Here is a 25,520-nt window from a genome sequence, read left to right as displayed (position 1 = left end):
TGCGTCCGGTAGTACCCCTATTGGGGGCCCAGCGCGGTGGCGATCTCGTCGAGACGGGCCTGGAGCTGCGTTCGGCAGGACGGTGTGAGGCGGCCTTCGCGTTCGCGGTCGGTCAGCTTGCGCCTCAGCGCCGCCATGCCGGGCTCGATGGGGCCGGGGGTGTCGAGCACGCCCTGCAGGACCTGCTGGAGGTCCAGCGTGACGTCGTGATCGATGGCCCCGCACGCCGCGGCGCCCGACAGCGTTCCGTGGAAGCCGGCCACCGCCTGCCGGGCCGTACGCTCCTGGCCGGCCGACCGCTGGACGGTGCGGGTGGATGGCCCCGCGGTGATGGCCGGTCCCGTGGTGGCCGACGGTAACGCGGTGAGGGCGGGGCTCGCGGACGGCCAGGCAGTGACGACGCCCTCGCCGGGCGCTCGCGTGGCGGGGGTTATGTCCGATGCGCGCGGCGGGGTGGTAGCGGACGCTCGGGGCGTGGTCGTGGTGCCGGCGGGGGGCGAGGGCGAGATGGGGAGGTGGTCGACCGGCCGGTTGAGCCACAGCACCGAGGACAGCACCATCACACCCGTCCCGGCGACGGCCAGGCCATGCCGGACCCGCCGGCCGAGCGCGGCGCCCCTGAGCGTGGCGGCCAGCGAGTCCGCGATCTCCGCCGCCGTGGGCCGTCGCGCGGGGTCGTGCGCGAGGCAGTTCCGGCACAGTGAGGCGATGCCGTGCGGGGCGCCGGTCACCCGGGGCGGCGGCGAGGTGCGGTGGGCGGCCTCGATCTGCTCCCAGGTGGTCTCCGGATAGGGCGTACGCCCGGTGAGCATGGCGAACAGCAGCACCCCGAGCGCGTACACGTCGACCGCCGGATGGGTGGGGGCACCGGCCAGCCGTTCGGGTGCGACGTAGGGCGGGGTGCCCCGGTCGTCATCGGGGTCGCCGGAGGCGGCCGCGATCCCGAAGTCGAGCAGCTTCGGGCCGGACGCGGTGAGCAGCACGTTGTCGGCGGTGACGTCCCGATGGACCAGGCCGCGGGCGTGTCCGTCGCGCAGCGCCCGCGCCAGCCGCAGGGCGATGGCCGCGGCCTCGGTCCAGGGCAGCGGCCCCTCGGTGATGCGCTCGCCAAGGGTGGAGCCGTCGAGCAGCGGCATCACCACGTAGGCCGCCACCTCGCCGTCCTCCGTCACGGTTTCGCCGTAGTCGTAGATGTCGATCACGTCCGGGTGGAGGAACCGGGCGGCGGCGCGGGCCTCACTGCGTACGCGGACGCGCTCGCCGAGCCCGGCCTGGAGCGAGGAGGTCAGCACCTTGACCGCGACCAGCCGGTGCAGCGACTGGTCGAAGGCCCGCCAGATCATCGACATGCCGCCGCGGGCGAGGGGATCCAGCAGCAGGTATCTGCGGGCCAGGACGTCACCCGGGTCAAGCCGACTCACGGATGACCAGTTCCGTGGGGAGGACTGGGTCGATGCCGGTCGTACCGGCCAGCAGTAATCGGGTGGCGACCATCGCGAGCTCCTCGACCGGCTGCCGGACCGTGGTCAGGGCCGGGACGGTACGCCGGGCGACGGGGGCGTCGTCGAAGCCGATCACCGCGACGTCCGCGGGGACCCGGCGACCGGCGCGGCGCAGGGCCTGGACCGCCCCGGCGGCCATCAGGTCGGAGGCGGCGAAGACCGCGTCGAGCCCGGGGGCGTGGCGCAGCAGCCACTGCATGGCATGCGTGCCGGAGGCGGCCGTGAAGTCGCCGTAGGCCACGGGCACCTCCGTCGCTCCGGCGGTGCGCAGCGTACGCACCAGCCCGTCGAGCCGGTCTCGCGCCCCTGGCAGGGACGGCGGGCCGCCGATGGCGGCGATCGTCCGGCGGCCCGACAGCAGCAGGTGCTCGGCGGCCTGCCGGCCGCCGTCGTGGTTGTCCACGTCCACGTACGGCAGTTTGAGGTCGTGCGGGGGGCGGCCGACGTTCCGCACCGGTACGCCCGATGTGCAGAGCTTGATGGCCAGGGGATGGCGTTCGCGGGCACCGATGAGGAGCACCGCGCCGCCTAACTCGGGAAGCACCGACGCGGTAGGGGTCACCGTCGTCACCATGAGCTGCGTGCCGTGCTCGGCCAGTACGGCACCGGCGGCCGACAGCAGCCTGGCGTAGTAGGGCTCGGAGAATAATCGGGGCAGATGGTCACAGACCACCGCCGTCACCCCGGCGGCCGGTCCTCTGGCCCCCGTTCCCCTGGGCGCGCGATGACGTACGTATCCCATGCGGGACACCGCGTCGTAGACCTGCCGGCGGGTCGAGGTGCTGACCCGTACGGAGCCGGTGAGGACCCTGGATGCGGTCGCGGGCGATACCCCCGCTTCGGCCGCTACCTGTGCCAGTGTGGGCTGCTCAGACATGGGAGCACCTCGCGGAAAAGATCCTGGGAGCGCTCCCACGTTACCAATGTTTCGCCGCTGTTAACAGGGCGATTTGACAGTGTTGTCAGCACGAGACCCGCGAGCACGGCGTGCTCGCGGGTCTCGGAACGCTGGACCGGCTGGTCGGTCTCGGAACGCGGAACGCTGGACCGGCTAGTGGGGGAGCGTGTTGTCGATGAGGGGCTCGTCGTCGTTGGGGCCCGTGTCGTTCTTCTCGTCGTCGGTCGGCGTCCGTACGGGAGCGCAGCCCTGGCCGCAGCCGCCGAAGCGGGCGGAGTTGATCGGCGTGAACGAGGTGGGCTCGGTGTCCTTCAGCGCCGCCAGCATGGTGTCCTTCCAGATCGGCCCCGGCACGCTCGCGCCGAACACCGAGCTGAAATAGCGGCCGCCGATGGTGATGTTGTTGAGCTTGTATTTCTGGGAGCCCCGGATGTCGCCGATGCTCACCGCGCCGGCCAGATCGGGTGTGAACCCGGCGAACCAGGCGGTGGCCTGGTTGTCGGTGGTGCCGGTCTTACCCGCGGCGTCCCGGCCGATGCCGCCGACGCTCCGCATCGTGCCCTTGGTGAACACCCCGCTCAGGACGTTCGCCGCAGCGTCCGCGACCTCCGGGTCGAGGCCGGCCGCCTGGTTGCAGTTGGGGTTGTACTTGGTGACCTTGCCGTCGCGGTCGGTGATCTGGGTGATGGCCATTGGTGTGCAGTACTTGCCGCGCGCCGCGATGGCGGCGTAGGCGTTGGCGACCGTGATCGGGTCCATCTCATTGATGCCGAGCGTGAAGGTCTCGTATTCCTGCAGCCTGCCGCCGTCGGCCCGCTTGATGCCGAGCGACTGGGCGGTCTTGATGGTGTCGCAGAGGCCGACGCGCTGCTCCAGCGTCAGGAAGAAGGTGTTGACCGAGCCCCAGGTGCCGGTCTGCAGCGTCTTGAAGCCGCCGCCGCCCTCGTCGTTGGTGACGGTGTGCGTCGGGTCACCGATGTTCTCGCCCTTGCAGTTCTTGAAGGAGGAGTAGTAGGGGGCCCGGTAGCCGCTGCCCACGGTGAAGCCGTCGTTGATCTTCATGCCCTCCTTGAGGGCGGTGATCAGCGTGAACGTCTTGAAGGTCGAGCCGGGCTGGAAGCCGGTGCCGCCGCCGTGGGCCGCGTCTGCCGCCACGTTGAGCGACAGTTGGTGCTTCCGCTTGGACGTGCCGTATGGCCTGCTGACCGCCATCGCCTTGATCGCCCCGGTGCCCGGTTGGATCAGGGCCTCGCTGGCGATCGGGTTGTCGGTGGCGAAGACGTGCTTCTTGATGGCCTTGTCGGCCGCCGCCTGCATCTTGGGGTCGAGCGTGGTCTTGACCTTCAGGCCGCCCCGGCTGAGCAGCGCGGCGCGGATCTTCGGCGTCTTGCCGAAGAGCTTGCTCTTGGTGATCTCGTTGCGTACGTACACGCAGAAGTATGGGTATTTGCTGGACTCGCAGCCGCCGGGCAACGGGGTGCCCTTGTAGCCGAGCTTCTTGGCCTTGGCCGCCTTGGCCTCTTCCGGGGTGATCTTGCCGAGTTCGGCCATCCGGTTGAGTACGGTGTCGCGGCGGACCACCAGGCGATCCCGGAACTTCTTGCCGAGGTTGGGGTCGGTCGAGTTGGGGTCCTGCACGGCGCCCGCCAGAGTGGCCGCCTGCGCCAGGCTGAGCTCGGAGGCGTGTACGCCGAAGAACCGCAGGGCGGCGGCCTCCACCCCGTAGGCACTCGCGCCGAAGTAGGCGATGTTCAGGTACTTCTCAAGGATCTGGTCCTTGGTGTACTTCTCCTCGACGGCCATCGCATAACGCAGCTCGTTGAGCTTGCGCGCGTAGGTGGCCTCCAGCGCCTTGTTCTTGTCCTCTTCGGTGGTGGCGTTGTTGAGCAGTACCTGCTTGACGTACTGCTGGGTGATGCTGGAGCCGCCCTGCGCCACCCGGCCCGTGCCCAGGTTCTTCGCCAGCGCGCGGATCGTGCCCTCGATGTCGATCGGGCCGTGCTCGTAGAACCGGTAGTCCTCGATCGAGATGATCGCTTTCTTCATGAGGTCGCCCATGTCGGCCAACGGGATGACCTTGCGGTACTGCTCGTAGAACTGCGCGATCTGGTTGCCCTTGGCGTCGAGGATCGCGGTCATCTCGGCCGGCGGCTCCTCGGGGAGATCTGTCGCCTTGAGATTCAGCTCGGCGGAAGCGGTCTTGAACAGCGCCCCCGCGCCGCCCACGGCAGGCAGGGCGATAGCGGCCACCAGCACACCCGCAGCCGCTCCCGCTCCGGCAAGACGCGCGATACTCCTGGTGATCACGTCAGCTTCCCCCCTATTGGTTATAGGATTAATCCTATAGCCGTTAGGGTTGCGGGGCGGACGATGCGTAAGAGACTAACGCGGCAGACGACGATAGATGGGGCGATCGCCTATGCCGATGAGCACGGCATCGACGCCCTGTCCATCAGCGCCCTGGCCCGCCATCTGGGTGTGGCCGCGCCCAGCCTGTACGTCCACCTGCCCGGCGGGCTGCGTGACCTTCGGATCGCCCTGTCCGTCAAGGGACATCGCGACCTCGCCGAACACTGCCGCCGCGCCGCCACCGGCCGGTCGGGAGCCGACGCCTTAAGAGCGCTGGCCCACGCCCAGCGAGCATACGCGCGCGAGCATCCTGCCCTGTACGCGGCCACGCACTTCGCGGTGGACGGCTTCGACGACGAGGAAGTACGCAGTGCCGCGGACGAGGCGGCGGCCGTCACCGTCGACGTCCTGGCCGTCGGCTCGCTGACCGGAGCCGCCCTGGTGCACGCCGCCCGCGGTATCCGCAGCGCGGTCCAGGGGTTCTGCGCGCTGGAGTCGGCCGGGGTGTTCGCGCTGCGCGTCTCGCTGGACGACAGCTTCGCCTGGCTGGTGGACGCGCTGGTGACCAAGGCCATGGGGGCCACCGCGCTGTCCACAGGAGCCGCCGCGCTGTCCACGGGGGCCACCGCCGTTTGGGAGAGTGGGCCTCGGCCAACCTGATGGGAGCGGCGGTGACGCCCCTCGTCGCGCGCCCCCTGCCAGGAGAGTTTGGTGTGATCAGGGGGCCTTTGTCGAGCATTTCGAAGATTCTGAAAGCGCCCGCCACCCCGTGAGCCGGACCCAGGTCGGCGTGTGACAGCCGAGGCTCGATACTGGGGAGATGGTGATGGACGCGGCGCTCGTGGCCCGGCTGTTCGACGGGTCCATCGATCGCTGGGCGAATCTCCTGGAGAGTGCATCAACGTGAGCGACATCCTCTTCCCCGTCCGGCGCATCGGCCGCCGCGAGTTCGACTTCGCGCGCCAGGTGGCCATCATGGCGATCGTCAACAGGACACCCAACTCCTTCCACGACAAGGGCCGGACGTTCGAGCTCGACAGGGCCGTCGAGGCGGCGCGGGCCGCCGTCGCGGCCGGCGCCGACTGGGTGGACGTCGGCGGGTTCGCGTTCAGCGCCGATCAGGACGGCATCAGCGTCGGCGAGGAGGTCGACCGGGTGGTCCCCGTCATCGCCGAGATCCGGAACGTGACGGACGCCGTCATCTCGGTCGACACTCACCGCGCCGACGTGGCGAAGGCGGCCCTGGCGGCCGGCGCCGACGTCATCAACGACACCAACGGCCTGCGCGAGCCCGGCATGGCCGCGATCGCGGCGGAGAGCGGCGCGACCGTGATCGTGACCCACAGCCTCGCCGGCCCCGGGAAGGCGGTCGTCAGGCCGGTGTACGGCGACGTCGTGACGGAGGTCGCCGACTTCCTGCGCGAGCGGGTCCGGTTCGTGCTCGACTTCGGCATCCCCGCCGAGCGGATCATCATCGACCCCGGCCACGACCTGAACAAGAACACCTTCCACTCACTGGAGCTCATGCGCAGGCTCGACGAGATCACCTCGATCGGCTACCCGACCCTGGTCGCCCTGTCGAACAAGGACTTCATCGGCGAGACCCTCGATCGCCCGCAGCGCGAGCGGACGGAAGGCACGATCGCCGCGAACGTGACCGCCGTCCTGAAAGGCGCCCGGATCCTCCGCGTGCACGACGTGCCCGCGACGGTCGCGGCCGTACGGATGACCGAAGCCATGCTCGGCTGGAGAGCGCCCATCGCGCCTCGGCATAATCTTGGGTGAGGAGAGGGGTCGCGGATGACAGAGCGCAAACCGGGTGGGATGAGCTTCGAGTCATGGATCGACCGGCAGATCCGTGAGGCGACGGAGCGCGGCGAGTTCGACAATCTGCCAGGTGCCGGCAAGCCGCTTCCAGACCTCGACAAGCCGTACGACGAGATGTGGTGGATCAAGCAGAAGGTGCGCAGCGAGGGCCTGTCGATGCCGCTGCCGCCGACGCTCGCCCTGCGCAAGGACGCCCAGGAGGCGCGCGCCGAGGCCGTGGGCGCCAGGTCGGAGGCCGAGGCGCGGCGGATCATCGAGGAGATCAACGCGCGCATCCGCGAGGCGATCAGGACCGGGCTGCAGGGCCCGCCGCTCAACCTGATGCCGTACGACGTCGAGCGCGTCATCTCCGAATGGCGCGACCACCAGGGCCGCTAGCGGGTCCAATAGCTGTCGATGATGGGCTCGCGGCTCAGCAGCTCCGCGAACAGGTCCTCCCACAGCGGCATCACCGAGTCGGCGTGGTAGTTGGCGGCCGTCCGTTTGGCCGCCGCCCCCATCCGCACCCGCAGCGCCTTGTCCGACATCAGCCGGTCGAGCGCGTCGGCCAGCCCGGCGACGTCCCCGGGCGGCACCAGCAGCCCGTCCTTGCCCGAGGTGAGCACGTCGGCGGGCCCGGTCGGGCAGTCGAACGCGGCGATCGGCAACCCCTGCCCCATCGCCTCGATCATCACCATCGGCAGCCCCTCGAAGCGGGACGAGAGCGCATAGATCGACGCCCCGACCAGCTTCTCCTCCAGGCGGTCCGTACGGCCCATCAACTGCACCCGGTCCTCCAGGCCGAGCTCGGCGATGAGCGCGTTGAGCTCGGCCTTCCGGGGGCCGCCGCCGTACACGCGCAGCCGCCAGTCCGGATGCCGCCGCGCCGCCTGCTGGAACGCCGGGATCAGCAGGTCGAAGCCCTTCTGCTTGACCAGCCGCCCGGCCGCCACCACGACCGGGTTCACCTGCTTGGAGACCGGCCCCGATCCGTGCAGCGCGTTGGGGATGCGCACGATGGGCGTGTCAGGCAGGAGGATGCGGTATTCGATCTGGTTCTTCGTGGTCAGCACGACGACCGCGTCGAAGCGGCCGTAGTAGCGGGCGATGTCCCGGGTGATCGTCTCGGGGTAGGCGCTCACGTTCATGTGGTCCTGGGCGACGCAGATGACGCTCTTGGGAGTACGGCGGGCGGCGATCAGGTTGAGCGCGGGCCGGGTCGTGACCAGGATGCCGCCTTCGAGGCGCGAGACATAGTCGATGACCGCCCTCTCCACCCGTTCGGTGAAGTAGTCGGCGGCGAACTCCCCGAAGGGCACGATCTTGCCGCGCATCCTCCGCCACAGCTTGCGGCCCAGGGAGTCGACCGGCACACCGGCGCGCTGGTCGGCCAGCGGAACCAGCGTCACGCGGGGATCGATGGGGAACTGGGGCTTGTCGCGCCGTCGTACGGCACTGGCGATCTCCACCTCGTGACCGAGTGCGACCATCGCGTTGGCCTGGTTGATGACGGTACGGATCGTCCCGCCCTGCCCATAGGCATGCAGCAGCAGATATCGGATTTTCATGAGTATCCCCAGCTCCGGCACATGGCCAGGAGCGTCTCGGGCACCTCCTCAGGTGTGGGAAGTTCGCGGCCCGGCTGCACGCTGCCGGAGCGGATCTTGTCTCGCCAGTCGCCGAGCCCCTTGGTGAGCACGTCAGGCCGGCCGTACGCGAGCATCTCCCGCTCCCAGGGGACGCCCAGGAACTCGCAGACGGCTCTCGTCTCGCGCTCGGGGTCCGCGGTCAGGTCCTCGTAGCGCACGGTCAGGCCGGTGTGCGCCTTCCTGGCCCGCTGGACCGCCTTCATGTAGCGCAGCGCGTCGGCCGCCGCCGCTTCGCGGTCGCGCTTGTCCGGGGCGGCCTCGTGCCAGGAGGCGGCGATGGAGGCCGGGTGGCGCAGCAGGAAGACGAAGCGCGCGTCGGGCCAGCAGGTGGCGATGCGCTCGTGGGCGAAGGCGTTGGCCGGGGTCTTGTCCACGATGTGCCGCTTGCCGCTGCGGACCAGTTCGCGGTGGAGCACCCGGTCCCAGAGCAGGTGTTCCAGATCGGCTCGGTTGTGGCCGAGCGCCGCCATCGACCGCTCCGCCAGCGACGTCCCGAACTCGACCCCGAGCCTGCGTACGTGCAGCTCGTGCGGGGCGTGGACCAGGGAGTGGGCGTCGAGCATCGCGCGCAGCAGGGTGGAGCCCGATCTGACGGGCGACAGGATGAACACCGGCTCGCTCAACAGCCTGTCGGCGGGGTCGGCAGGTGGCCTTGCCGGGCTCTCCGGAGCCGCCTTGCTGACCCGCGAGAACTGGACGCCGGCATATTTGCCGAGCGCCTTGTTGATCTTGTGCTGCCAGGTCATGCGCTTGGAGGTTACCCAGCGTTCCTGGCAATTGGCTGGCAGCGGACAATCGGCGCGGGTCAGGTGAAGAGGGAGTTAACGCTGGTGCAGCAGCGGATGATCGCCTGCGGGCGGGCAGGTGAGCGGACCCGGCGACCGTACGTACGCGCCATAAGGTCGCATCCGCAGGCGGACGAGGAGGAACCCGATGGCGCACGGCTACCCCACATCGGTGCCCTACCGGGCGGGCACCGACGGTTACCACACCTTCCGCATCCCGGCGGCGGTGGTGACCAAGGCCGGCACGATCCTGGCCTTCGCCGAGGGGCGGCACGGCTCAGCCGGTGACTCGGGCCACATCGACATCGTGCTCAAGAGGTCGACCGACGGCGGTGCCACGTGGGACGGACCGCGCGTGGTCGCCGCCGAACCGCACAAGGGCACCGCGGGCAACCCGGCCCCCATCGTGACTCACGACGGCCGGATCGTCCTGGTGTACGTGCGCAACGGCCCCGCCGCCACCGAGGACAAGATCAGGCGCGGCCAGGTCGCCGCCGCCGACGGCCGCCGCGTGTACGTGCAGGCGAGCGACGACGACGGCGTCACCTGGTCGGCGCCCCGCGAGATCACCGCGAGCGCGAAGCGGCCCGAGTGGCGCTGGTACGCCACCGGTCCCGGCCACGCGGTCGAGCTGCGGCAAGGGCCGCACGCGGGCCGCCTCGTCGTACCCGCCAACCACTCGGTGCCCCCGACCGGTCGCGACAACGGCACGGAGGGCAAGTACAACGGCGGCCACTGCCTGCTGAGCGACGACGGCGGCAGCTCGTGGCGCATCGGGTACGTCGACGGCAACCCCGACGGCTACCTCAACATCAACGAGTCCACGGCCACCGAGCTGCCGGACGGCCGCCTCTACGTCAACTCCCGCACCGACTCCACCGCTCCCGGCAACCGGGCCGACGCCTACTCGGCCGACGGCGGGCAGACGCTCGAGGCGCCGTTCCGCCCGCAGGCCGATCTGGTCTGCCCGGTCGTGGAGGGCAGCGTGCTGCAGTGCGACACGCCGGACGTCCTGCTGTTCTCCGCCCCGGGGGCGCCCGACGCCAGGGCGGTGATGACGGTACGGGCCAGCGCGGACGGCGGCGTCACGTGGCGGCCCGTGCACACGGTGTCGGGCCTGCCCGCGGCCTACTCGGACCTGGTCAGGGTGGACGCGGACACGGTCGGGCTGTTGTACGAGACAGGTGACACCAGCGCCTACTCCACCATCGTCTTCCGCCGCGTCCCCATCGCCGAGCTCACCTGATCCGGCTCTCGAGCCAGGGCCGCAGGATCGGCAGGACATTGGCGACCTGCATCGCCCGGATGTGGTCGAGGCCGTCGAGCACGCGCACGTCCCAGCCGAGCGATTCGAGCTCCGCGCGCCGGTTGACCATCGGCCCGGCGATGTCCACGTCCACGCCGCCCCACCGCTCGCCGTACTCGATCTTGTCGGCCGAGCCCGCGAAGCACAGGCGCGGGCAGCTCAGGCTCGCCTGCGCCGCCCGGTCGTCGAAGTCCTGCAGACCCTCGTAGAGCGTGACGAACTGCCTGGTCTGGGCCTCCGTCATGGTGACCTCGGCGGAGTCCCAGTCGTACTCATCGGCCTTGGTGCCCTCAGTCTTGGGCTGAGGGGCGGGGTCCTGGCCGGACATCTCGTAGGTGGCCATGGTCACGCTGAGCATCTCCGCGTACGGCCCGTCGAGCGGCGGGTAGCCGCCCATGACGAGCGCCGACAGCCGGTCGGTCCTGATCGCCAGCTGCAACCCGCTGAGCGCGAGCCACGAGTAGCCGTAATAGGCGAACCGGTCGGCGTCCACGGCGTCGGCGACGGCGAGCAGGTCGGCGGCGATGTTGGCCGGGGTCAGCGTGTCCGGCTTGGGGGTGGCCAGGACGTGGCCCTCGTAGTCGAAGGCGACGACCCTGAACGCGTCTGACAGCCCGTCGATGAGGTTGCGGCCGAGCGCCGGGTCGACGCCCCATTTGCGCATGTCGTCGGCCTTGGTGCCTTCGATCGGCACCGGGTTGACCGGTAGCAGCACTGTCGGGCCCTGGCCGTGCACCTCCAGGTGGATCGTGCTTCCGTCGTGCAGTTTGGCCTCGGTCATCAAGGATCTCCTTCTAACTCCATACGCTGTAAACCAATCATCCACACAATAGCTTATGCCGTAAAGAGTTGAGGGTGGCGACTAGCCAAGTTTCCGCAGTACGCGATAGCATTCCATTATTCGGAATACGCTAGGAGAATCCATGGCCGAGGCCCAGTCGCCGGTGGGCAGCGTCGACCGCGCCCTGCTGATCCTGCAGGAGATCGGCAAGCACAGCCGGGGGGTGACGCTCGACGAGCTGGCCACCCGGCTCGGCCTGCCCAAGAGCTCGCTCCACCGGTTGCTCGGCGCGCTCAAGCATCGCGGCTTCGCCGCGCAGCCGGAACCCAGCGGGCCGTACTTCCTGGGCACCGAGATGCTCGCCACGGCCTTCAGATTCTACGAAACCATGGACCTGCGCACGCTGGTGCGCCCGCTGCTGCTGCGGCTGAGCGAGGAGTTCGCCGAGACCGTGCACATGGCCATGCTGGACGGCGGCGAGGTCGTCTACCTGGACAAGGTCGAGGCGGTGCGGTCCATCACGATGACCTCCGTGGTCGGCGGGCGCAATGCGGCCCACTGCACGGGCGTGGGCAAGGCGCTGCTGGCGTGGACCTACCCGACCGACGAGGCGATCAAGGCATGGGCCGACCGCTACGGCCCGCTCGCGACCAGGACCCGCAACACGATCACGAACCCGGCCAAGCTGGCCACCCATCTGGACCAGGTCCGGCAGCGCGGCTACGCGCTCGACATGGAGGAGAACGAACCCGGCGTGCGCTGCGTGTCCGCCCCGGTCTTCCTGGGGCGGACGGCTCCCGTCGCCGCGGTGAGCGTGACCGCGATCAAGGACAGGATGTCACCGGCCCGGATGGAAGAGGTGGGCCACAACCTGCGGCGGGCGGTCGCGGAGCAGGGCTGACCAGCGGCCACGATCTGCGGTGGGCGGTCGCGGGGGCAGGGCTGATCGGTTGACAGTGCGATCTTCCGGGTGATCTCCTGGCACTCTAACTGGAATGACGTTCTGACATACGGAACAAGGGGAGTGGCGATGGAGGTCGTACCCGTACCGCACGCGCGGCTGGGTGAGGGGCCGTGCTGGGACGAGCGGACGGGGACGCTGCTCTGGGTGGACATCCCCGCGGGCCTGGTGCACCGGCTCGACCCCGCCGACGGCTCGCACGAGTCGATCGACGTGGGGCAGCCGGTGGGCGTGGCGGTTCCGCGTGCTTCCGGCGGGCTGGCGCTCGCCGTCAGGGACGGTTTCGCCGTACACGATGGAGAGCTGATCGACGGGGAGCTGACCGTCGTCGCGCCCGTGACGGCGGCCGAACCACCCGGAAACCGGATGAACGACGGCGCGTGCGATCGCGCGGGCCGGTTCTTCGCCGGGTCCATGGCGCAGGACGACACTCCTGGCGCGGGCTCGCTCTACCGCCTCGACCCCGACCGCCGTGTCGAGCGGATCCTCGACGGCGTCACGATCTCCAACGGCATCGGGTGGAGCCCCGACGAGCGGCTGCTCTACTACGTGGACACGCTCATGGACCGGGTCGACGTCTTCGACTACGACCCGGCGACCGGTCAGGTCGCGGATCGCCGGTTGTTCGCCGTGCTCCCGAGCCCCGACGGCCTCACGGTAGACGCGTCGGGGCATGTGTGGGTGGCGCTGTGGGGCGGCGGGAAGGTGGTCCGGCTGCGGCCGGACGGGCAGCCCGACCTGACGGTGGAGGTGCCCGCCACCAACGTGACGAGCTGCGCCTTCGGCGGCCCCGACCTCGACATCCTGTACGTCACCACCGCCTGGGACGGCCGGACCGGCGGCGAGCTGTGGCGGCGGCGCACCTCGTTCACCGGCCTGCCCACCAACCCCTACCGCGACTTGAACCCGTGACCGCGACCTCAGCCCCCGCCCCGATCAGCCCTTGACCGCGCCGGTCAGCGCCTGGACGAACCGGCGCTGGCCGAACAGGAACACGCCCAGCACCGGCAGCGTCGTCAGCACCGTGCCCGCCATGATCGCCGGCCAGTCGGCCCGGTGCTGGCCCTGGAACGACGTCAACCCCACCTGCACGGTGTAGTTGGCGTCCGAGTTGATCGCCACCACCGGCCAGAACAGATCGTTCCAGGCGGTGATGAACGTGATGACCGCCAGCGCGGCCAGCGCGGGCCGCGCCACCGGCAGCACCACCTTGAAGAACACTCCGTACCGCGAGCAGCCGTCGATTCGCGCGGCCTCCTCCAGCTCCCTCGGGAAGGACTGGAAGAAGGAGGTCATCAGGAAGATGCCGACCGCCGAGCTGAGCTGCGGCACGATGAGTGCGCCGAGCGTGTCGGTCAGCCCGACCTTGTTGAAGATCAGGAAGGTCGGGATCACCGTGAGCTGGAAGGGGATCAGTGCGGTGGCGATGACCAGGACCAGCGTGATCCTGGAGCCGGTGAACCTGATCCTGGCGAACGCGTAGCCCGCCAGGCTGCAGAGCGCCAGCTGGGCCAGCACGATGGCGCCCGACACGATCACGCTGTTGAGGAACCAGCGCGGGAAGTTCGAGCCGTTGAGCACCGTACGGTAGCCGCCCAGGTCGATGCCCTCCGGCCAGAACGGCGGCGGGAACCGGTTGAGCTCGCCCTGGGTCATCACCGAGCTGAGGATCATCCAGACGAACGGCAGCACGGTCACCAACGACATCGGCAGGAGCACCAGATGCCACTTGCTGGGCAGGCGGAGCTTCACGCCATGGCCCCCTTCCTGCGCGCGACCAGGAAGCCGCCGACGATCAGCACCAGGGTGCCGACGAACAGGACGTACGCCACGGCCGCGCCGTAGCCGGCGGTGAAGTAGTTGAAGGCGAGCTGCCAGATGTAGTAGACGATCGTCACGGTCGCGTTGGCCGGGCCGCCCTTGGTCGTGGTCATGACCAGGTCGAAGAACTGCAGCGCGTCGATCACGCCCCAGACCGTGAGGAAGAGCGTCATCGGCCGTACGGACGGCACGATGATGTGCCGGAACGTGGTCCACCTGCCCGCCCCGTCGATCGAGGCGGCCTCCAGGATCTCCTTGTTGATCTCCTGGATCGCGGCCAGATAGATCACCACCGCGAACCCGAACCGGGTCCAGAAGAAGATCAGGGTGAGCACGAACATGGCCTGCGAAGGGCTGCTCAGCAACCCCTGCACCGGCAGCCCGAGCTTGACGAACAGCCCGTTCATCAGCCCGAAGTCCCGGTCGAAGATGTAGCCCATCAGCAGCCCGGCCGAGGTCGCCGAGGCGATGTAGGGCACCAGGAAGCAGGTCCGGTAAAAGCCGATCCCGCGTACCTTCCTGTTCAGCAGCACCGCCACGAGCAGGCCCGCGATCAGCGACGCCGGGATGTAGAGCACGACGAGCAGCCCGGTGTTGCGCAGCGCCTGGAAGAAGACGGGGTCCTCCAGCAACGCCCGGTAGTTCGCCAGCCCCACGTTCCGCCCCGGCGTCTGCAGGTCGGAGTCGGTGAAGGACAGCGCGAGCGCCCACACCATCGGGACCAACGAGAAGCCGAGGATGATCAGTGAGGCGGGGCCGGCGAAGGTCCAGCCGGCGACGTTCTCGGCGAGTCTGCGGCGGTCGCGCGGCTGCCGGTGGCCGACGGCGGCCCGGTCCAGGGCCGGCGCGGTGCTGTTCACGATCCCGGTACGGCGAGCGCCGCGTCGGCCTTGGCGGCGGCCTCGTCCAGGGCCTCCTTGGGATCGGCCTTGCCGAGCAGGGTCTGCGCGATGGCCTCGGCCACGAACGCCGACACCCGCGGATATCTGGTCGTCGGCGGCCTGACCCGCTTGGCGTTGGCCAGGTTGGTGGAGATCACCTCGATGCCCGGATATTTCGTGAGGTAGTCCTGGTAGCCGGGCAGCTTGGTGATCGACTCGCGGATGGGCAGCGAGCCGGTGTCCTTCATCCACTCCAGCTGCTGTTCGGCCGCGGTCAGCCAGGTCAGGAACGTGGCGGCGGCCTTGACCCGCCGGTCGTCGTGCTTGAACACCACCCAGTTGTCGGGGCCGGAGACCGTCTCGTGGTTGCCGTTCGTACCGGGGAGTTGGGCGACGCCGTAGTCGACCTTGGCGGTCTGCAGGTCGGGCAGCACCCACGGACCGGCCAGGAACATGCCGAGCCGGCCCGATTCGAAGAGCTTCTGCCCCTTCTCGGCCGGGCTGGAGTCGAGGTAGAGCGACTTGTCGTCGATGGCCATGCCGCGCAGCAGGCCGAGCGCCTGCTGTCCGGCGGCGGAGTTGAAGACGGCCTTCTTGCGATCGGGAGAGAGCACGTCGCCGCCCGCCTGCCAGACCAGCGGCCACAGGCCCCAAACGGCCTCCTCGCCACCGCTGATCGCCCAGGTGGTGCCGAAGGTGCCGGACCCGGCGTCGGTGGTCTTCTTGGCGATCGCCCGGAAGTCGTCCCAGGTCCAGTCGGGCTTCGGCGCCTCGATTCCGGCCTTGGCCAGCAGCTTCTTGTTGTAGAGGACCACCATGTTGTCGACCACCGCCGGGAAGCCGATGACCTTGCCCTCGACGGTGGCCGCTTCCCGCTCGCTGGCCCAGAAGTCCGCCCAGCCGACGGCCGGATCCTTGGCGTACTGCGTGAGGTCGGCCGTCTTCGGGTTCCTGGCCAGGTTGGGCGCCCAGGAGCCGTAGAGGTAGGCGATGTCGGGATAGGCGTCGGAGGTGAGCGCGGCGGTGAGCTTGGGCAGCATGCCGTCGGCGGTCGCGGCCCCGGACTCGAGGCTCACCTTGATGTCCGGATGGGCCTGGTTGAACTGGGCCACCAGCTTCGCGATCGACTTGGCGGCGGCGTCCGACTGGCCGTCCCAGACGGTGATCCGCACCGGGCCGCCCGCCTGCTCGCTCCCGGCCGGCGAGCCGCAGCCGGTCGCGAGCAGGGCGAGGCCCGTGACGGCGATCAGGGCGCGCCTCATCGGACGCCCTCGGGAAGGAGGTCGCCGTGGGCGGCGATCATCTCGTCCACGAGGTCGTGGATCTGCTGGAGGGTGAGCGTGGCGGCGGCGTTCGGGTCGAGCATGGCCGCGTGGTAGACGTGGTCGCGGCGGCCTTCGAGCGCCGCCCGCACCGTCAGGTCGCCGACGTTCAGGAACGTCTGGTTCAGCGCGGCGAGCTGGGGCGGCAGGTCGCCGATCCGGGTCGGGCGCATCCCCGACCGGTCGACCAGGCAGGGCACCTCGACGCAGGCGTCGGGCGGCAGGTTACTGATCAGCCCGTCGTTGCGTACGTTGCCGTGGACCACCCTGCGGGTGCCGGTCTCGATCGAGTGGATGACCTCGGAGGCCAGCTCCATCGCGGGCTCGATCTCCACGCCCTCGCCGGCCGCCAGGCGCCGCTTGGTCTCCTCGTAGGTGTCGAGGTTCTCCTCCGACCAGCGCAGATAGATGTCCACCGGGATGCGGAAGTGCGCCACCTGGTCGTCGTGGTGCAGGAACCAGGGCAGGTATTCCGAGCCGTGCTCGCTCGACTCGGTGGGGAAGTAGCCGAAGCGGCGGTACATCTCCACCCGCACGGTCCTGCGCAGGCCGGGGTCCCGGGCGATCACGTCGTCGAGCGCCGGGTAAAGGTCCTGGCCCCGGTGCTCGAACCGCAGCACGAACGCCTGGTGGTTGGCCCCGGCCGTGACGAAGGAGACCTCGTCCTCGGGTACGCCCACGAGCGAGGCGAGGCGGGCCTGCGTGTCGCGCACCGAGTGGCAGAGCCCGACGACCCGCTTGAAGGGGGTGCCCTGGTAGACGGCCCGGGGGATCATCGCCATCGGGTTGGTGTAGTTGAGCAGCAGTGCGTCCGGTGCCAGCTCGGCCAGGTCGTTCCCCAGCCCGACCATCACCGGGATCGTACGGAGCGCGCGGAAGATGCCGCCGATGCCGAGGGTGTCGGCGATCGTCTGGCGCAGGCCGTAGCGGCGCGGGATCTCGAAGTCGACGCGGGTCGCGGCGTGCCCGCCGACTGCGATCTCGTTGATGACGTAGTCGGCGCCGTCCACGGCGGCGCGGCGGTCGAGGTGGGCCTCCACCTTGGCGCCGAGGCCGAGCGCGGCGACCATCCACTCGGCCATGGCCGCCGCGGTGGCGAGCCGCTCGGGGTCGATGTCATGGAGGACCAAGGTCGAGTCCCCCAGCTCGGGGAAGGTCAGGATGTCGGAGAGGACGTTTTTGGTGAATTCGACGCTGCCGGCGCCGATGAAGATGATGCGTGCCATCGGGCTCTTTCCCTCCACGGACCACGGCGGGCGTGAGGGCCCGCTGCGTGCGGCGAGTATAGCCATCCATCCACGATACAGACTAGCGTTCCGCTACACGGAAAGCGCTTGATGAGCCGCCTGGTCGGCGTTACACGCCTTTTGTGAGGAATTCTCGACATCGAGACAAGATTGACAACGTGCGATCTTGCCCGATTTCCTTGAGGTCGGAATAACATTCCACCCCTCGGAATAGAAGGTGAGAGTATGGTCAACCCCCGATCGTTCTTCACCCGGTCCGCCGTGGCCGCGGCGCTGGTCATCGCGCCGGTGGCGGTCCTTGGCGCCGCCGAATCGGCCGCCGCCGCCACGACCGCTCCCAAGGCCGCCGCTCCCAAGGCCGCCGCTCCCAACGCCGACGCTCGTGCGGCGATCTGGAAGCCTCCGCTGCGGAGTCGCTGGCAGTACCAGCTCCAGGGCAACTCCGCCTACCCCGCCACCGGCGGCGTCAACGTCGACATCTGCCAGGTCCCGCAGACCGGGGGCGCCTGCGTGAAGCCGACGGTGTTCGACATCGATCTCTACGCGGACGCCGATGTGGTGGGCAACAACACCACGCTCAACACCGCCGCCGTCTCCGCCATCCACGCGAAGGGCGCCAAGGCGATCTGCTACGTCGACGCCGGCTCGATCGAGGAGTACCGGCCCGACTACCAGACGTTCGTCGACTGGGACAACAGCCACGGCAATTCCCTGCTGGGCAAGCCGTTCAGCGAGGAGTTCCCGAACGAGCGCTGGGCCAACATCAACAACGACAAGGGCCAGCGGGACTTCCTGCTGACGATGATGGCGGCCCGGGTCGACAAGTGCGCCCAGGCCGGGTTCGACGGCGTCGAGTTCGACGTGGTGAACGCGCACGAGGAGGGCAAGTCGGTCACCGGCTGGACGGTCACCCCGGCCACCCAGCTCATCTTCAACCGGGCCCTGGCCGCCCTGGGCCACGCCAAGGGCCTGTCGGTGGCGCTGAAGAACGACCTCTCCCAGGTGTCCGACCTGGTGGGTGACTTCGACTACGCGGTCAACGAGCAGTGCTTCGAGTTCGACGAGTGCGGGGAGCTGACGCCGTTCATCCAGGCGGGCAAGCCGGTGTTCCAGGTGGAGTACTTGACCTCGCCGGCCGGCTTCTGCGGCAAGGCGGCCACGCTCAACGTCAACGCCATCAAGAAGGCGACCGACTACTCCCTCAAGGATCTGCCCTACAAGCCCTGTAGGTAGGCGGGCGAGGTGGCCCTACCGGGGTGGGCCACCTTTCCGTAAAACAGAACGCTGTTCCGGGCCGCCTACGGTTATGAGCAGGCGTCAGGGACTCGTGGAACTCGCTGGCCTTTCCGAATAGCAGAACGATCGTGCGTATGGCGGAACCAATGCTACGTTCGGAGCCGAGTCGCGACAGTGGAGGGCATCATGCGTGGACTGGCCGGAAAGCGGGTGCTGATCAGTGGTGGCAGCAGCGGCATCGGCGCCGCCACCGCGCGCCGGTTCCTGGAAGAGGGCGCCCGGGTCGTCCTCGGCGGCCTCCACGAAGCCGAGGTGGACCAGGCGGTGACCGAGCTGGCCCCGCTGGGCGAGGCGCACGGGCTGGCGGGCGACATCAGCTCGGAGGGCGACGTCGCCCGGCTGGTGGACGGCGCCATCTCGACGCTGGGCGGGATCGACGTCCTGATCAACAACGCGGGCATCGCCTGGCGCGAGCCGTTCCTGGAGATCACGCCCGATCACTGGGACCGGATCGTGTCGGTGAATCTGCGGGGGATGTTCCTGGTGGCCCAGGCCGTGGCCAGGCATCTGGTGGCGCGCGGCGCCGGCGGAGTGATCCTCAACATGTCGTCCACGAACGGGCTCGGCGGCGAGGCCGACTACGCGCATTACAACGCCTCCAAGGGCGGCGTGCTGTTGCTCTCCAAGACCATGGCCGTGGAGCTCGGAAAACACGGCATCCGCGTCAATTCCCTTTGTCCCGGATATATCAAGACTCCACTGAATTCCACCATCTCGGCCGGGCTGGCGGACGATTTCGTGTCGGCGTACGAGCGCGACCACATCCCGCTCGGCCGGGCCGGGCTGGCCGAGGAGGTCGCGGCCGGATACGCCTTCCTGGCCTCGGACGACGCGGCCTTCATCCACGGCACCGAGCTGGTCATCGACGGTGGGCAACTCGCCATCATGTGAGCACTTTTCTCGCTGATCGCGGCTGAATCGCCGTTATTAATTCGCGTGGACTTTTCGATGAATCCGCGGTCTCATATCCCCGCCGGTGTCGCCGAGTGGGGAGAGATGAATGCGGAGAATAGTGGGCATCACCGCGGCCGTCGCGGTCACGATCGGCCTCGCCGCCGTGCCCGCAGCCACGGCGGCGAGTGCCTCGCCGCAGCCCATCGAGATCACCCGTTTCCTCGGCGAGCAGCGACTGCCGTACAAGATGCCTTACGCCGGCACCACGGTCGGTGGCCTGTCCGGACTCGATCGCGACCCGCTCACCGGCACCTGGTACCTCATCTCCGACGACCGCGGCCGCTACGGACCGGCCCGCTTCTACACCGGGCGACTCGCCTTCGACTGGAGGACTGGCGCGTTCACCGGCGTTCACCTCACCGGGGTCAACACCTTCCTGCGCCCCGACGGGAGCACCTACCCCCCGTACGGCGAGCCCGAGTCCGCCGACCCTGAGACCATCCGCTACGACCAGTGGACCGGCCGGCTGCTGTGGGGTGACGAAGGCGACCGCCCGGACGAGGGGCACCCGGACATTCCGCCGTCCGGCCTGTACGTCCACCGGGCCGACGCCCAGGGACAGCAGGTCAGCGAGCTGCCGATGCCCGCCAACCTGCGCATGACCGCCACGGACGCCGGGCCCAGACGCAACTTCGGCATCGAGGGCTTGGCCCTCACCTCGCGCACGATCACGACCGCCACCGAGGGCCCGCGTTTCGAGGACGGGGAGCCGCCGACCGTCGAGCACGGCGCGGCGGCCCGCCTCACCGTATGGAGCCGCTTCAGGAGCAAGCCGAGCGCCCAGTACGTCTACCCCGTCGACCCCCTGCCCACCGCCCCCGTCCCGCCGACCGGGCACTCCGACAGCGGGGTCTCGGAGATCCTGGCGATCGACGAGCACCGGTTCCTGGCTCTGGAGCGCTCCTGGCTCGAAGGCGTCGGTTATCGGGTGAAGCTGTACGAGATCGACCTGCGTGGGGCCACGAACGTGCTGGCCAGGAACAGCCTGACGACCGGCGAGCCCTACCGTGCGGTCTCCAAGCGCCTGGTCACCGACCTCGACGACATCCGGACGCCGGTACAGAACCTGGAGAGCCTCGCCTGGGGGCCGCGGCTGCGCACGGGCGAGTGCACGCTCGTGATCGGGTCCGACGACAACTTCTCCACTGAGGAGACGACGCAGTTCCTGGCCTTCGCCACCCGGAGCTGCTGAACCTGCTCGAACTCGCTTCGCAAAACGGTGAAGCATCGCGGGGGGCCTGGTCGCCCGAACTAGCCTGACTTTTCATGACGTACCGGCCGCCGCAACAGCCACCGTATCCACCCCATCACCAGCAGCAGTTCAACGCCCCGTATCCCCCGCAGCAGCAGCCCCCCGCCTTCGCCCCGCCTCCCGTGGTGATCGACGTCGGCGGGGACGCCAAGACGAAGGCGTTGATCGGCGGCTCCGTGGCGGGGGCCATCGGGCTCATCACGATCGTGTCGTCGCTCACCGGCCAGGTCAGGGGCGGCGCCGGGACCACTGTGGTCGCCGGGCTGTTCGGGCTGCTGTTCCTGGCCATCGGGGCCCTGCCGATCATCGCGTGGCGCAAGCTCAGCCGCCCCCGCAGGCTGGTCTTCGACGGTTATGGCGTGCGCTGGGACGATCCCCAGGGCAGGCCGTGGTCGGCGCCGTGGGCCGAGCTGTCGGGAGTGGGCATCTCGCGCACCCAGCAGCGCCGGGTCAAGCTCGCCGACTACATCATGCGCAAGGTGATGGTGCGCCTCGATCTCTTCCCCGCCGATCCCGGGTTCCGCGCCCGCCACCCGGAACTGGAGCACCTGTGGGAGTTCCACACGGTCAAGAACGGCTATCGGCTGCCTCTCGGCTCCAACCCCAAGTACATTCCGGTCATCGAGCGGGCGATGCGGCAATATCGTCCCGCGGCCTACCTGGGGATCCGCGATGAGGGGTTCATGGTCGGCCTGGTGTAGGGACCGCAATGTCTCTCTGGAGGGACCCCCTTCGGGGAGGGGAGGAAGACGGTCCGTCGGGCTGGGGTCTCTGGACGGCCTCAGTGCGGGCGGGAGAGGCGGCGGGCGGCCAGTAGGAGGGAGAGCAGCCCTACCCCGGCGGTGACGGCGAGCTCCATGAGGACGGGCGAGTGGACGGCGGCGGGCTCCGGCCGTGCGAGGTACGGGGCGATGGTCCGCCGGAGCAGGTCGATCACGTAGGTGAGCGGGTTGGCCATCATGAGAGCAGTCAACCAGCCAGGCAGGCCCGCGATCGGGAACAGCGCGCCCGACAGGAACACCAGCGGCGTCAGCGCGCACCCCAGTGCCGCGTGGAAGCTCGGCGTCGGGGAGATGACCACGGCCAGCAGGGCGACGAACGCGGTCATGGCGAACGCGATCAGCGCCATCTCGGCGACCAGGGCGAGCATCAGCTCAGGCGCGTACGGGATGTGCGCCACCCCCGCCAGACCCAGGACGAACACGCCCTGACAGGTGGCCACCGTGGCGGCGCCCGCGCACCGGCCCGCCAGCAGGCTCACCCGATGGACGGGCGCGACCAGCATCTCCCTGAGGAAGCCCGCCTCGCGGTCGACCGCGACGGAGGCGCCGATGGCGATCGCGGGCGCCTGGACGGTCATCAGCAGTACGCCGGGAAACAGGTAGGTGAGATAGCCGCCACCGCCCGGGAGCATGGCGGCGAGCCCGGTGCCGAGGACCAGCAGGTACACGACCGGCTGGACCAGGGTCATGATCAGACGTGCCGGGTTGCGGACATAGTGGAGCAGTTCGCGCTGCCACACCACATGGGCGGCCCGGGTCTCCCACCAGAGCCGGCGCAGAAGACGTGACCAGAGGGAGGGACGGGCGTCCACGGTCACGGCCACACCCCCGGACGTGACGCGCCGTCCAAGGTCCGGCCGGTGTAGCGCAGGAACACCTCGTCGAGGCTGGGACGGCGTACCTCGATCGAGTGAACGGGCACCCGCAGCACGGTGCACACCCAGGGGATGGCGGTGGCCGCGTCGGTCACCTGGACGTACAGGCCGTCAGGCCCCCACGCGCTCGACAGGCCCAGGTAGTCGGACAGCGTGGCGGCCGCGGCCTGGTCGTCGCCGGTGCGCAGATGGATGCGGTCGGTGCCGATCAGTCGCTTCAGCGCGGCCGGGGAGTCGTCGGCGACCACCCGGCCCCGGTCGACCATGGCGATGTGGTCGCAGTATTCGGCCTCCTCCAGGTGGTGGGTGGTCAGGAACACGGTGATGGCCCGGCGATGGCGCAACTCGCGCAGGTGCTCCCAGATCTCCGCGCGGGCCTGCGGGTCCAGGCCCACCGTGGGCTCGTCGAGGAACAGCACCCCCGGCTCGTGCAGCAGCCCGCGGGCGATCTCCAGCAGGCGTCTCATGCTGTCGGACAGGGTGCGTACCAGAGTGTCGCCGCGGCCGGTCAGGCCCACGAGGTCCGCGGCCTCGGCCACGCGGCGGCGCGCGTCGTGTTTGCCCAGGCCGTAGAGCGTGGCGTGGAAGGCGAGGTTCTCGCGTACGGTCAGGTCGGCGTCAACGGTCGGCTCCTGGAAGACCAGCCCGATGCGCCGGCGTACCTCCTTTGGGTCGTCGCGCACGTCGATGCCCGCGACGAGGGCCCGGCCGCCGCTGGGCCGCAGCAGCGTGGACAGCATCGAGATCGTGGTGGACTTGCCGGCCCCGTTGGGCCCGAGGAAGCCGAACATCTCCCCGGCCTCGACGTTCAGGCTGATCCCGCACACAGCGCGCATGCCCTGGTAGGACTTGCGCAGCGAGCGGGTGTGGATCGCCCCCGGCCTCATGGGGCGGCCGGGGGGGCCGCGACGGTCATGATCGGCCGGTAGTAGCCGGCCGGATAGGGCTCGCCGACGGGCTGCCCGTTCACCTGCACCCAGGCGTGCGCGCGGAACGGCTCCACGCGCACCCCCGCGCACCAGGTGGGCCAGGTGCCCCGGAGCCGGCACAAGATGGCCAGCGAAGCCCGGGCGCGTGACTCGGAGGTCATCGGGTGGCTCACGGCATCACCAGTCCGGCTCGGCGCAGGGCCGCCAGCAGGTCGGCGTGCTCGTCGAGCAGCACCATGCCGTCGATGGAGTGCGCGGCGGACACGCCGCCGCGCAGGCTGAAGGGCATCAGGAGTCTCCCGTGGTCATGGCCGGCATCCGGTGTGGGGTCAGTGAGCGCAGCCATATCTCGCAGGCGAGCGTCTGCGACAGGGGTTCCATGACGTGCGGCCGCGGGTGCACGCCGAGCAGGGCGGCACGCAGGGCGCCGGTGTCGATCAGCCCGAGCCGGCCGAGCTCCGACGCCTCGAACAGCTCCAGCACGCTGTCACGATGGCGCCGCCAGCCGGCGTAGAAGTCGGCGCCGTATTCGCCCTTGGTCGAGCGCTCGAGCATCTCGGCCGGCACGACGCCGTCCATCGAGGCCGCCAGCAGCGGCTTGTAACGGCCGAGGCCGGCGCGCTCGTCCGGCCGTACCGACAGCGCGGCCTCGATCACGGCGTCGTCCAGGTAGGGCGCGGCGTACGGGAGACCCAGGCGGGAGGTGGCCTGGTCGATCTGGCGCAGCCCGGCCCCGCCGGTGCGCGCGTAGAGCAGGGTCTGGTGCTGGGCACGTAGCGGCGACAGCGGCGCCGGCCGCGCGGCGGCGATCCCGGCCAGTACGTCGCGGGCCGCGTGCACGGCGCAGGCGGTGGCCCAGGGCGGCATACGCAGCGGCGGCCCCCAGGCCATCGAATAGGCGTCCGCGGCCGCGGGTGTGGTGCTCAGATCGGCGACGCAGCGCTCCAGCCAGGCCGGGTGGTCGGCGCGGTCGGCCAGCGCCCGCAGCATCCGCCACCAGGAGCTGCGCCAGCGGGCCCGGCGGGCGCGCAGGTGCGCGGGCGCCGTGAACGGGCGGTCTCTGACCAGGTCGTGGAGGTAGGGCGGAAGGGCGGAGAACAGCTCGTCGCCGCCGACCCCCATCAGGTGCAGCCGGGAACCGGCGGTGCTCAGCCGCCAGGCCAGGTCGGCCAGCCGCGCCGCGTCGCGTACCCAGCCGGAGGGTTCCTCCATCGACGGCTGGGGCTCGGTCAGCCCGGCGAACCACAGCGGGAGCTCGTCGCTGCCGATGACGTGGTGCGTCGCATCCGGCAGGCCGGTGGCCGCGCGGAAGGCCCAGGCCGGGTCGTCGTTGCCGGGGTCCATGCCCTCGCAGTGCACGGTGATCAGGCTTGCCCGGCCGCGGGCGGCCAGGAAGCAGAGGCTGGTGGAGTCGATGCCGCCGGACAGGTCGGCGCTGATCGTGCCGCCGTCGGCGGTGCACGCGTCCACGGCGCCGGTCAGCGCCTCGCGGAGCGCCGTCGCTCCCTCAGCCAGGGGCAGGGCCGGTTCGGGTGGGTGCCACCAGGTGCGGATGCCGGTCATGCCGGTGGGCTCGATCAGCAGCGTACGGTCGGGCGGCAGGCAGCTGACGTCGCGCCACACACCGAGGTCCTGCAACGGGCCGACCACCCCGCTCGGCAGCAGCCGCGTGGCCAGCACCCGCTCGTCGATCCGCCCGCCGGTCGCCCACGCGAGCACGTCGGAACGGCTGGCGGCCACGGTCACACCGCGTACGCGGGCATGGAAGACGCGGCGGACGGCCGAGGCGGTGCCCCGCACCGCCACCCGGCCGTCGATCGAGGCGACCAGGTGGAAGCTGCCCGTCAGCCCCGCGACGACCTGCTCGATCCGCTCGACGTCGGATATCCGGGCCAGCCGCAGGGCCAGGTCAGTGGCGGTGACCGGGCAGCGCCCGATCACCGCCACCCGTGCCGCTCCCGCCGCCGCCAGACGGATCTGGTGGCCGGGCCAGTCCCCGATCAACCACGGCCGCCCGGAGGCGTGGTCGATCACCTGACTGGCTCCAGGAAGCAGCACGCCTGCCGCGGCAAGACCGGCTTCACCGTCGGGGAGGACGGCGAACCACATCTCACCTAGCACCGA

General features: G+C 69.9%; 23 protein-coding genes and 1 pseudogene. 10 read left to right on the top strand and 14 right to left on the bottom strand.

Annotated elements, in window-relative coordinates:
- Positions 1–17: 17 nt before the first annotated feature.
- From AB0L53_RS27600 to AB0L53_RS27590, 3 genes are all read right to left on the bottom strand, one after another.
- Positions 18–1,421, bottom strand: coding sequence for a protein kinase (locus AB0L53_RS27600; protein WP_363999453.1), 1,404 nt, complete (start codon positions 1,419–1,421; stop codon positions 18–20).
- Entirely contained in the window at positions 1,408–2,379 is a 972-nt protein-coding gene (locus tag AB0L53_RS27595; RefSeq protein WP_358533355.1) for a LacI family DNA-binding transcriptional regulator, read from the bottom strand. The genes AB0L53_RS27600 and AB0L53_RS27595 overlap by 14 nt, the downstream gene beginning before the upstream one ends.
- A gap of 174 nt (positions 2,380–2,553) precedes the next feature.
- Positions 2,554–4,707 carry a transglycosylase domain-containing protein gene (locus tag AB0L53_RS27590; protein ID WP_363999449.1) on the bottom strand — a complete coding sequence of 718 codons (2,154 nt, stop codon included), beginning with the start codon at positions 4,705–4,707 and terminating at the stop codon, positions 2,554–2,556.
- A gap of 63 nt (positions 4,708–4,770) precedes the next feature.
- Between AB0L53_RS27590 and AB0L53_RS27585 the strand changes: the two genes are divergently transcribed.
- The 3 genes from AB0L53_RS27585 to AB0L53_RS27575 all read left to right on the top strand — a co-directional run bounded on the left by AB0L53_RS27585 (position 4,771) and on the right by AB0L53_RS27575 (position 6,954).
- Entirely contained in the window at positions 4,771–5,409 is a 639-nt protein-coding gene (locus AB0L53_RS27585) for a WHG domain-containing protein (protein ID WP_363999447.1), read from the top strand.
- Between the two features lie 243 nt (positions 5,410–5,652).
- Entirely contained in the window at positions 5,653–6,534 is an 882-nt protein-coding gene (gene folP / locus AB0L53_RS27580) for a dihydropteroate synthase (protein WP_363999445.1), read from the top strand.
- Between the two features lie 15 nt (positions 6,535–6,549).
- Positions 6,550–6,954: a DUF1992 domain-containing protein gene (locus AB0L53_RS27575; RefSeq protein ID WP_358533343.1), complete on the top strand. Its 405-nt coding sequence runs from the start codon at positions 6,550–6,552 to the stop codon at positions 6,952–6,954.
- Here AB0L53_RS27575 and AB0L53_RS27570 read toward each other — a convergent pair.
- On the bottom strand, positions 6,951–8,123 hold the full coding sequence (locus tag AB0L53_RS27570) for a glycosyltransferase family 4 protein (protein ID WP_363999440.1): 1,173 nt from the start codon (positions 8,121–8,123) through the stop codon (positions 6,951–6,953). The two genes, AB0L53_RS27575 and AB0L53_RS27570, sit on opposite strands and share 4 nt — an antisense overlap.
- A complete protein-coding gene (locus AB0L53_RS27565) occupies positions 8,120–8,950 on the bottom strand; it encodes a sulfotransferase (protein WP_363999437.1) in 831 nt (276 codons plus the stop codon). Before AB0L53_RS27565 ends, AB0L53_RS27570 begins: the two co-directional genes overlap by 4 nt.
- 187 nt (positions 8,951–9,137) lie before the next feature.
- On the opposite strand from AB0L53_RS27565, the gene AB0L53_RS27560 reads away from it, so the two are divergent.
- Entirely contained in the window at positions 9,138–10,235 is a 1,098-nt protein-coding gene (locus AB0L53_RS27560) for a sialidase family protein (protein ID WP_363999434.1), read from the top strand.
- On the opposite strand, the gene AB0L53_RS27555 is transcribed toward AB0L53_RS27560, so the two are convergent.
- On the bottom strand, positions 10,228–11,076 hold the full coding sequence (locus AB0L53_RS27555; RefSeq protein WP_363999431.1) for an alpha/beta hydrolase: 849 nt from the start codon (positions 11,074–11,076) through the stop codon (positions 10,228–10,230). The genes AB0L53_RS27560 and AB0L53_RS27555 overlap by 8 nt on opposite strands.
- Before the next feature lie 142 nt (positions 11,077–11,218).
- Here AB0L53_RS27555 and AB0L53_RS27550 point away from each other — a divergent pair, with 142 nt between their 5' ends.
- Entirely contained in the window at positions 11,219–11,977 is a 759-nt protein-coding gene (locus AB0L53_RS27550) for an IclR family transcriptional regulator (RefSeq protein ID WP_358533328.1), read from the top strand.
- A 129-nt stretch (positions 11,978–12,106) separates the two neighbouring features.
- Positions 12,107–12,949 (top strand): SMP-30/gluconolactonase/LRE family protein, encoded by an 843-nt coding sequence (locus AB0L53_RS27545; protein ID WP_363999428.1) that lies wholly within the window; start codon positions 12,107–12,109, stop codon positions 12,947–12,949.
- Positions 12,950–12,973: 24 nt separating this feature from the next.
- On the opposite strand, the gene AB0L53_RS27540 is transcribed toward AB0L53_RS27545, so the two are convergent.
- The 4 genes from AB0L53_RS27540 to AB0L53_RS27525 are packed head-to-tail and all read right to left on the bottom strand — an operon-like array spanning position 12,974 to position 17,287.
- The gene (locus AB0L53_RS27540) at positions 12,974–13,789 is read right to left on the bottom strand and encodes a carbohydrate ABC transporter permease (protein ID WP_363999425.1); all 816 of its coding nucleotides are present in this window, start codon (positions 13,787–13,789) and stop codon (positions 12,974–12,976) included.
- On the bottom strand, positions 13,786–14,718 hold the full coding sequence (locus AB0L53_RS27535; RefSeq protein ID WP_357938984.1) for a sugar ABC transporter permease: 933 nt from the start codon (positions 14,716–14,718) through the stop codon (positions 13,786–13,788). The genes AB0L53_RS27540 and AB0L53_RS27535 overlap by 4 nt, the downstream gene beginning before the upstream one ends.
- Positions 14,715–16,001, bottom strand: a complete 1,287-nt coding sequence (locus AB0L53_RS27530) for an ABC transporter substrate-binding protein (RefSeq protein WP_363999421.1) — start codon at positions 15,999–16,001, stop codon at positions 14,715–14,717. Before AB0L53_RS27530 ends, AB0L53_RS27535 begins: the two co-directional genes overlap by 4 nt.
- Positions 15,998–17,287, bottom strand: a complete 1,290-nt coding sequence (locus tag AB0L53_RS27525) for an alpha-glucosidase/alpha-galactosidase (protein WP_363999418.1) — start codon at positions 17,285–17,287, stop codon at positions 15,998–16,000. Before AB0L53_RS27525 ends, AB0L53_RS27530 begins: the two co-directional genes overlap by 4 nt.
- A 246-nt stretch (positions 17,288–17,533) precedes the next feature.
- Between AB0L53_RS27525 and AB0L53_RS27520 the strand changes: the two genes are divergently transcribed.
- The 4 genes from AB0L53_RS27520 to AB0L53_RS27505 all read left to right on the top strand — a co-directional run bounded on the left by AB0L53_RS27520 (position 17,534) and on the right by AB0L53_RS27505 (position 21,511).
- Positions 17,534–18,541 (top strand): endo alpha-1,4 polygalactosaminidase, encoded by a 1,008-nt coding sequence (locus AB0L53_RS27520; protein WP_363999415.1) that lies wholly within the window; start codon positions 17,534–17,536, stop codon positions 18,539–18,541.
- Between the two features lie 189 nt (positions 18,542–18,730).
- Complete coding sequence (locus tag AB0L53_RS27515) at positions 18,731–19,495, top strand: SDR family oxidoreductase (protein WP_363999411.1); 765 nt, start codon at positions 18,731–18,733, stop codon at positions 19,493–19,495.
- A gap of 109 nt (positions 19,496–19,604) precedes the next feature.
- A complete protein-coding gene (locus tag AB0L53_RS27510; protein WP_363999408.1) occupies positions 19,605–20,750 on the top strand; it encodes an esterase-like activity of phytase family protein in 1,146 nt (381 codons plus the stop codon).
- A 74-nt stretch (positions 20,751–20,824) separates the two neighbouring features.
- Positions 20,825–21,511, top strand: coding sequence for a hypothetical protein (locus AB0L53_RS27505; protein WP_363999405.1), 687 nt, complete (start codon positions 20,825–20,827; stop codon positions 21,509–21,511).
- An 80-nt stretch (positions 21,512–21,591) separates the two neighbouring features.
- Here AB0L53_RS27505 and AB0L53_RS27500 read toward each other — a convergent pair whose 3' ends face one another.
- From AB0L53_RS27500 to AB0L53_RS27485, 4 genes and pseudogenes are all read right to left on the bottom strand, one after another.
- Complete coding sequence (locus tag AB0L53_RS27500) at positions 21,592–22,410, bottom strand: ABC transporter permease (RefSeq protein WP_363999402.1); 819 nt, start codon at positions 22,408–22,410, stop codon at positions 21,592–21,594.
- Entirely contained in the window at positions 22,407–23,354 is a 948-nt protein-coding gene (locus tag AB0L53_RS27495; protein ID WP_358533298.1) for an ABC transporter ATP-binding protein, read from the bottom strand. The genes AB0L53_RS27500 and AB0L53_RS27495 overlap by 4 nt, the downstream gene beginning before the upstream one ends.
- Positions 23,351–23,608: pseudogene (locus tag AB0L53_RS27490) on the bottom strand (lasso peptide biosynthesis B2 protein); the annotation flags it as partial. The pseudogene AB0L53_RS27490 and the gene AB0L53_RS27495, both read right to left, overlap by 4 nt.
- A gap of 76 nt (positions 23,609–23,684) precedes the next feature.
- The gene (locus AB0L53_RS27485) at positions 23,685–25,517 is read right to left on the bottom strand and encodes an asparagine synthase-related protein (protein ID WP_363999399.1); all 1,833 of its coding nucleotides are present in this window, start codon (positions 25,515–25,517) and stop codon (positions 23,685–23,687) included.
- Between the last annotated feature and the right edge of the window lie 3 nt (positions 25,518–25,520).

Origin of the sequence: Nonomuraea sp. NPDC052129, from assembly GCF_040680095.1 — a bacterium.
Classification (GTDB): Bacteria; Actinomycetota; Actinomycetes; order Streptosporangiales; family Streptosporangiaceae; genus Nonomuraea.
This window is presented reverse-complemented; position numbering and strand designations above follow the sequence as displayed.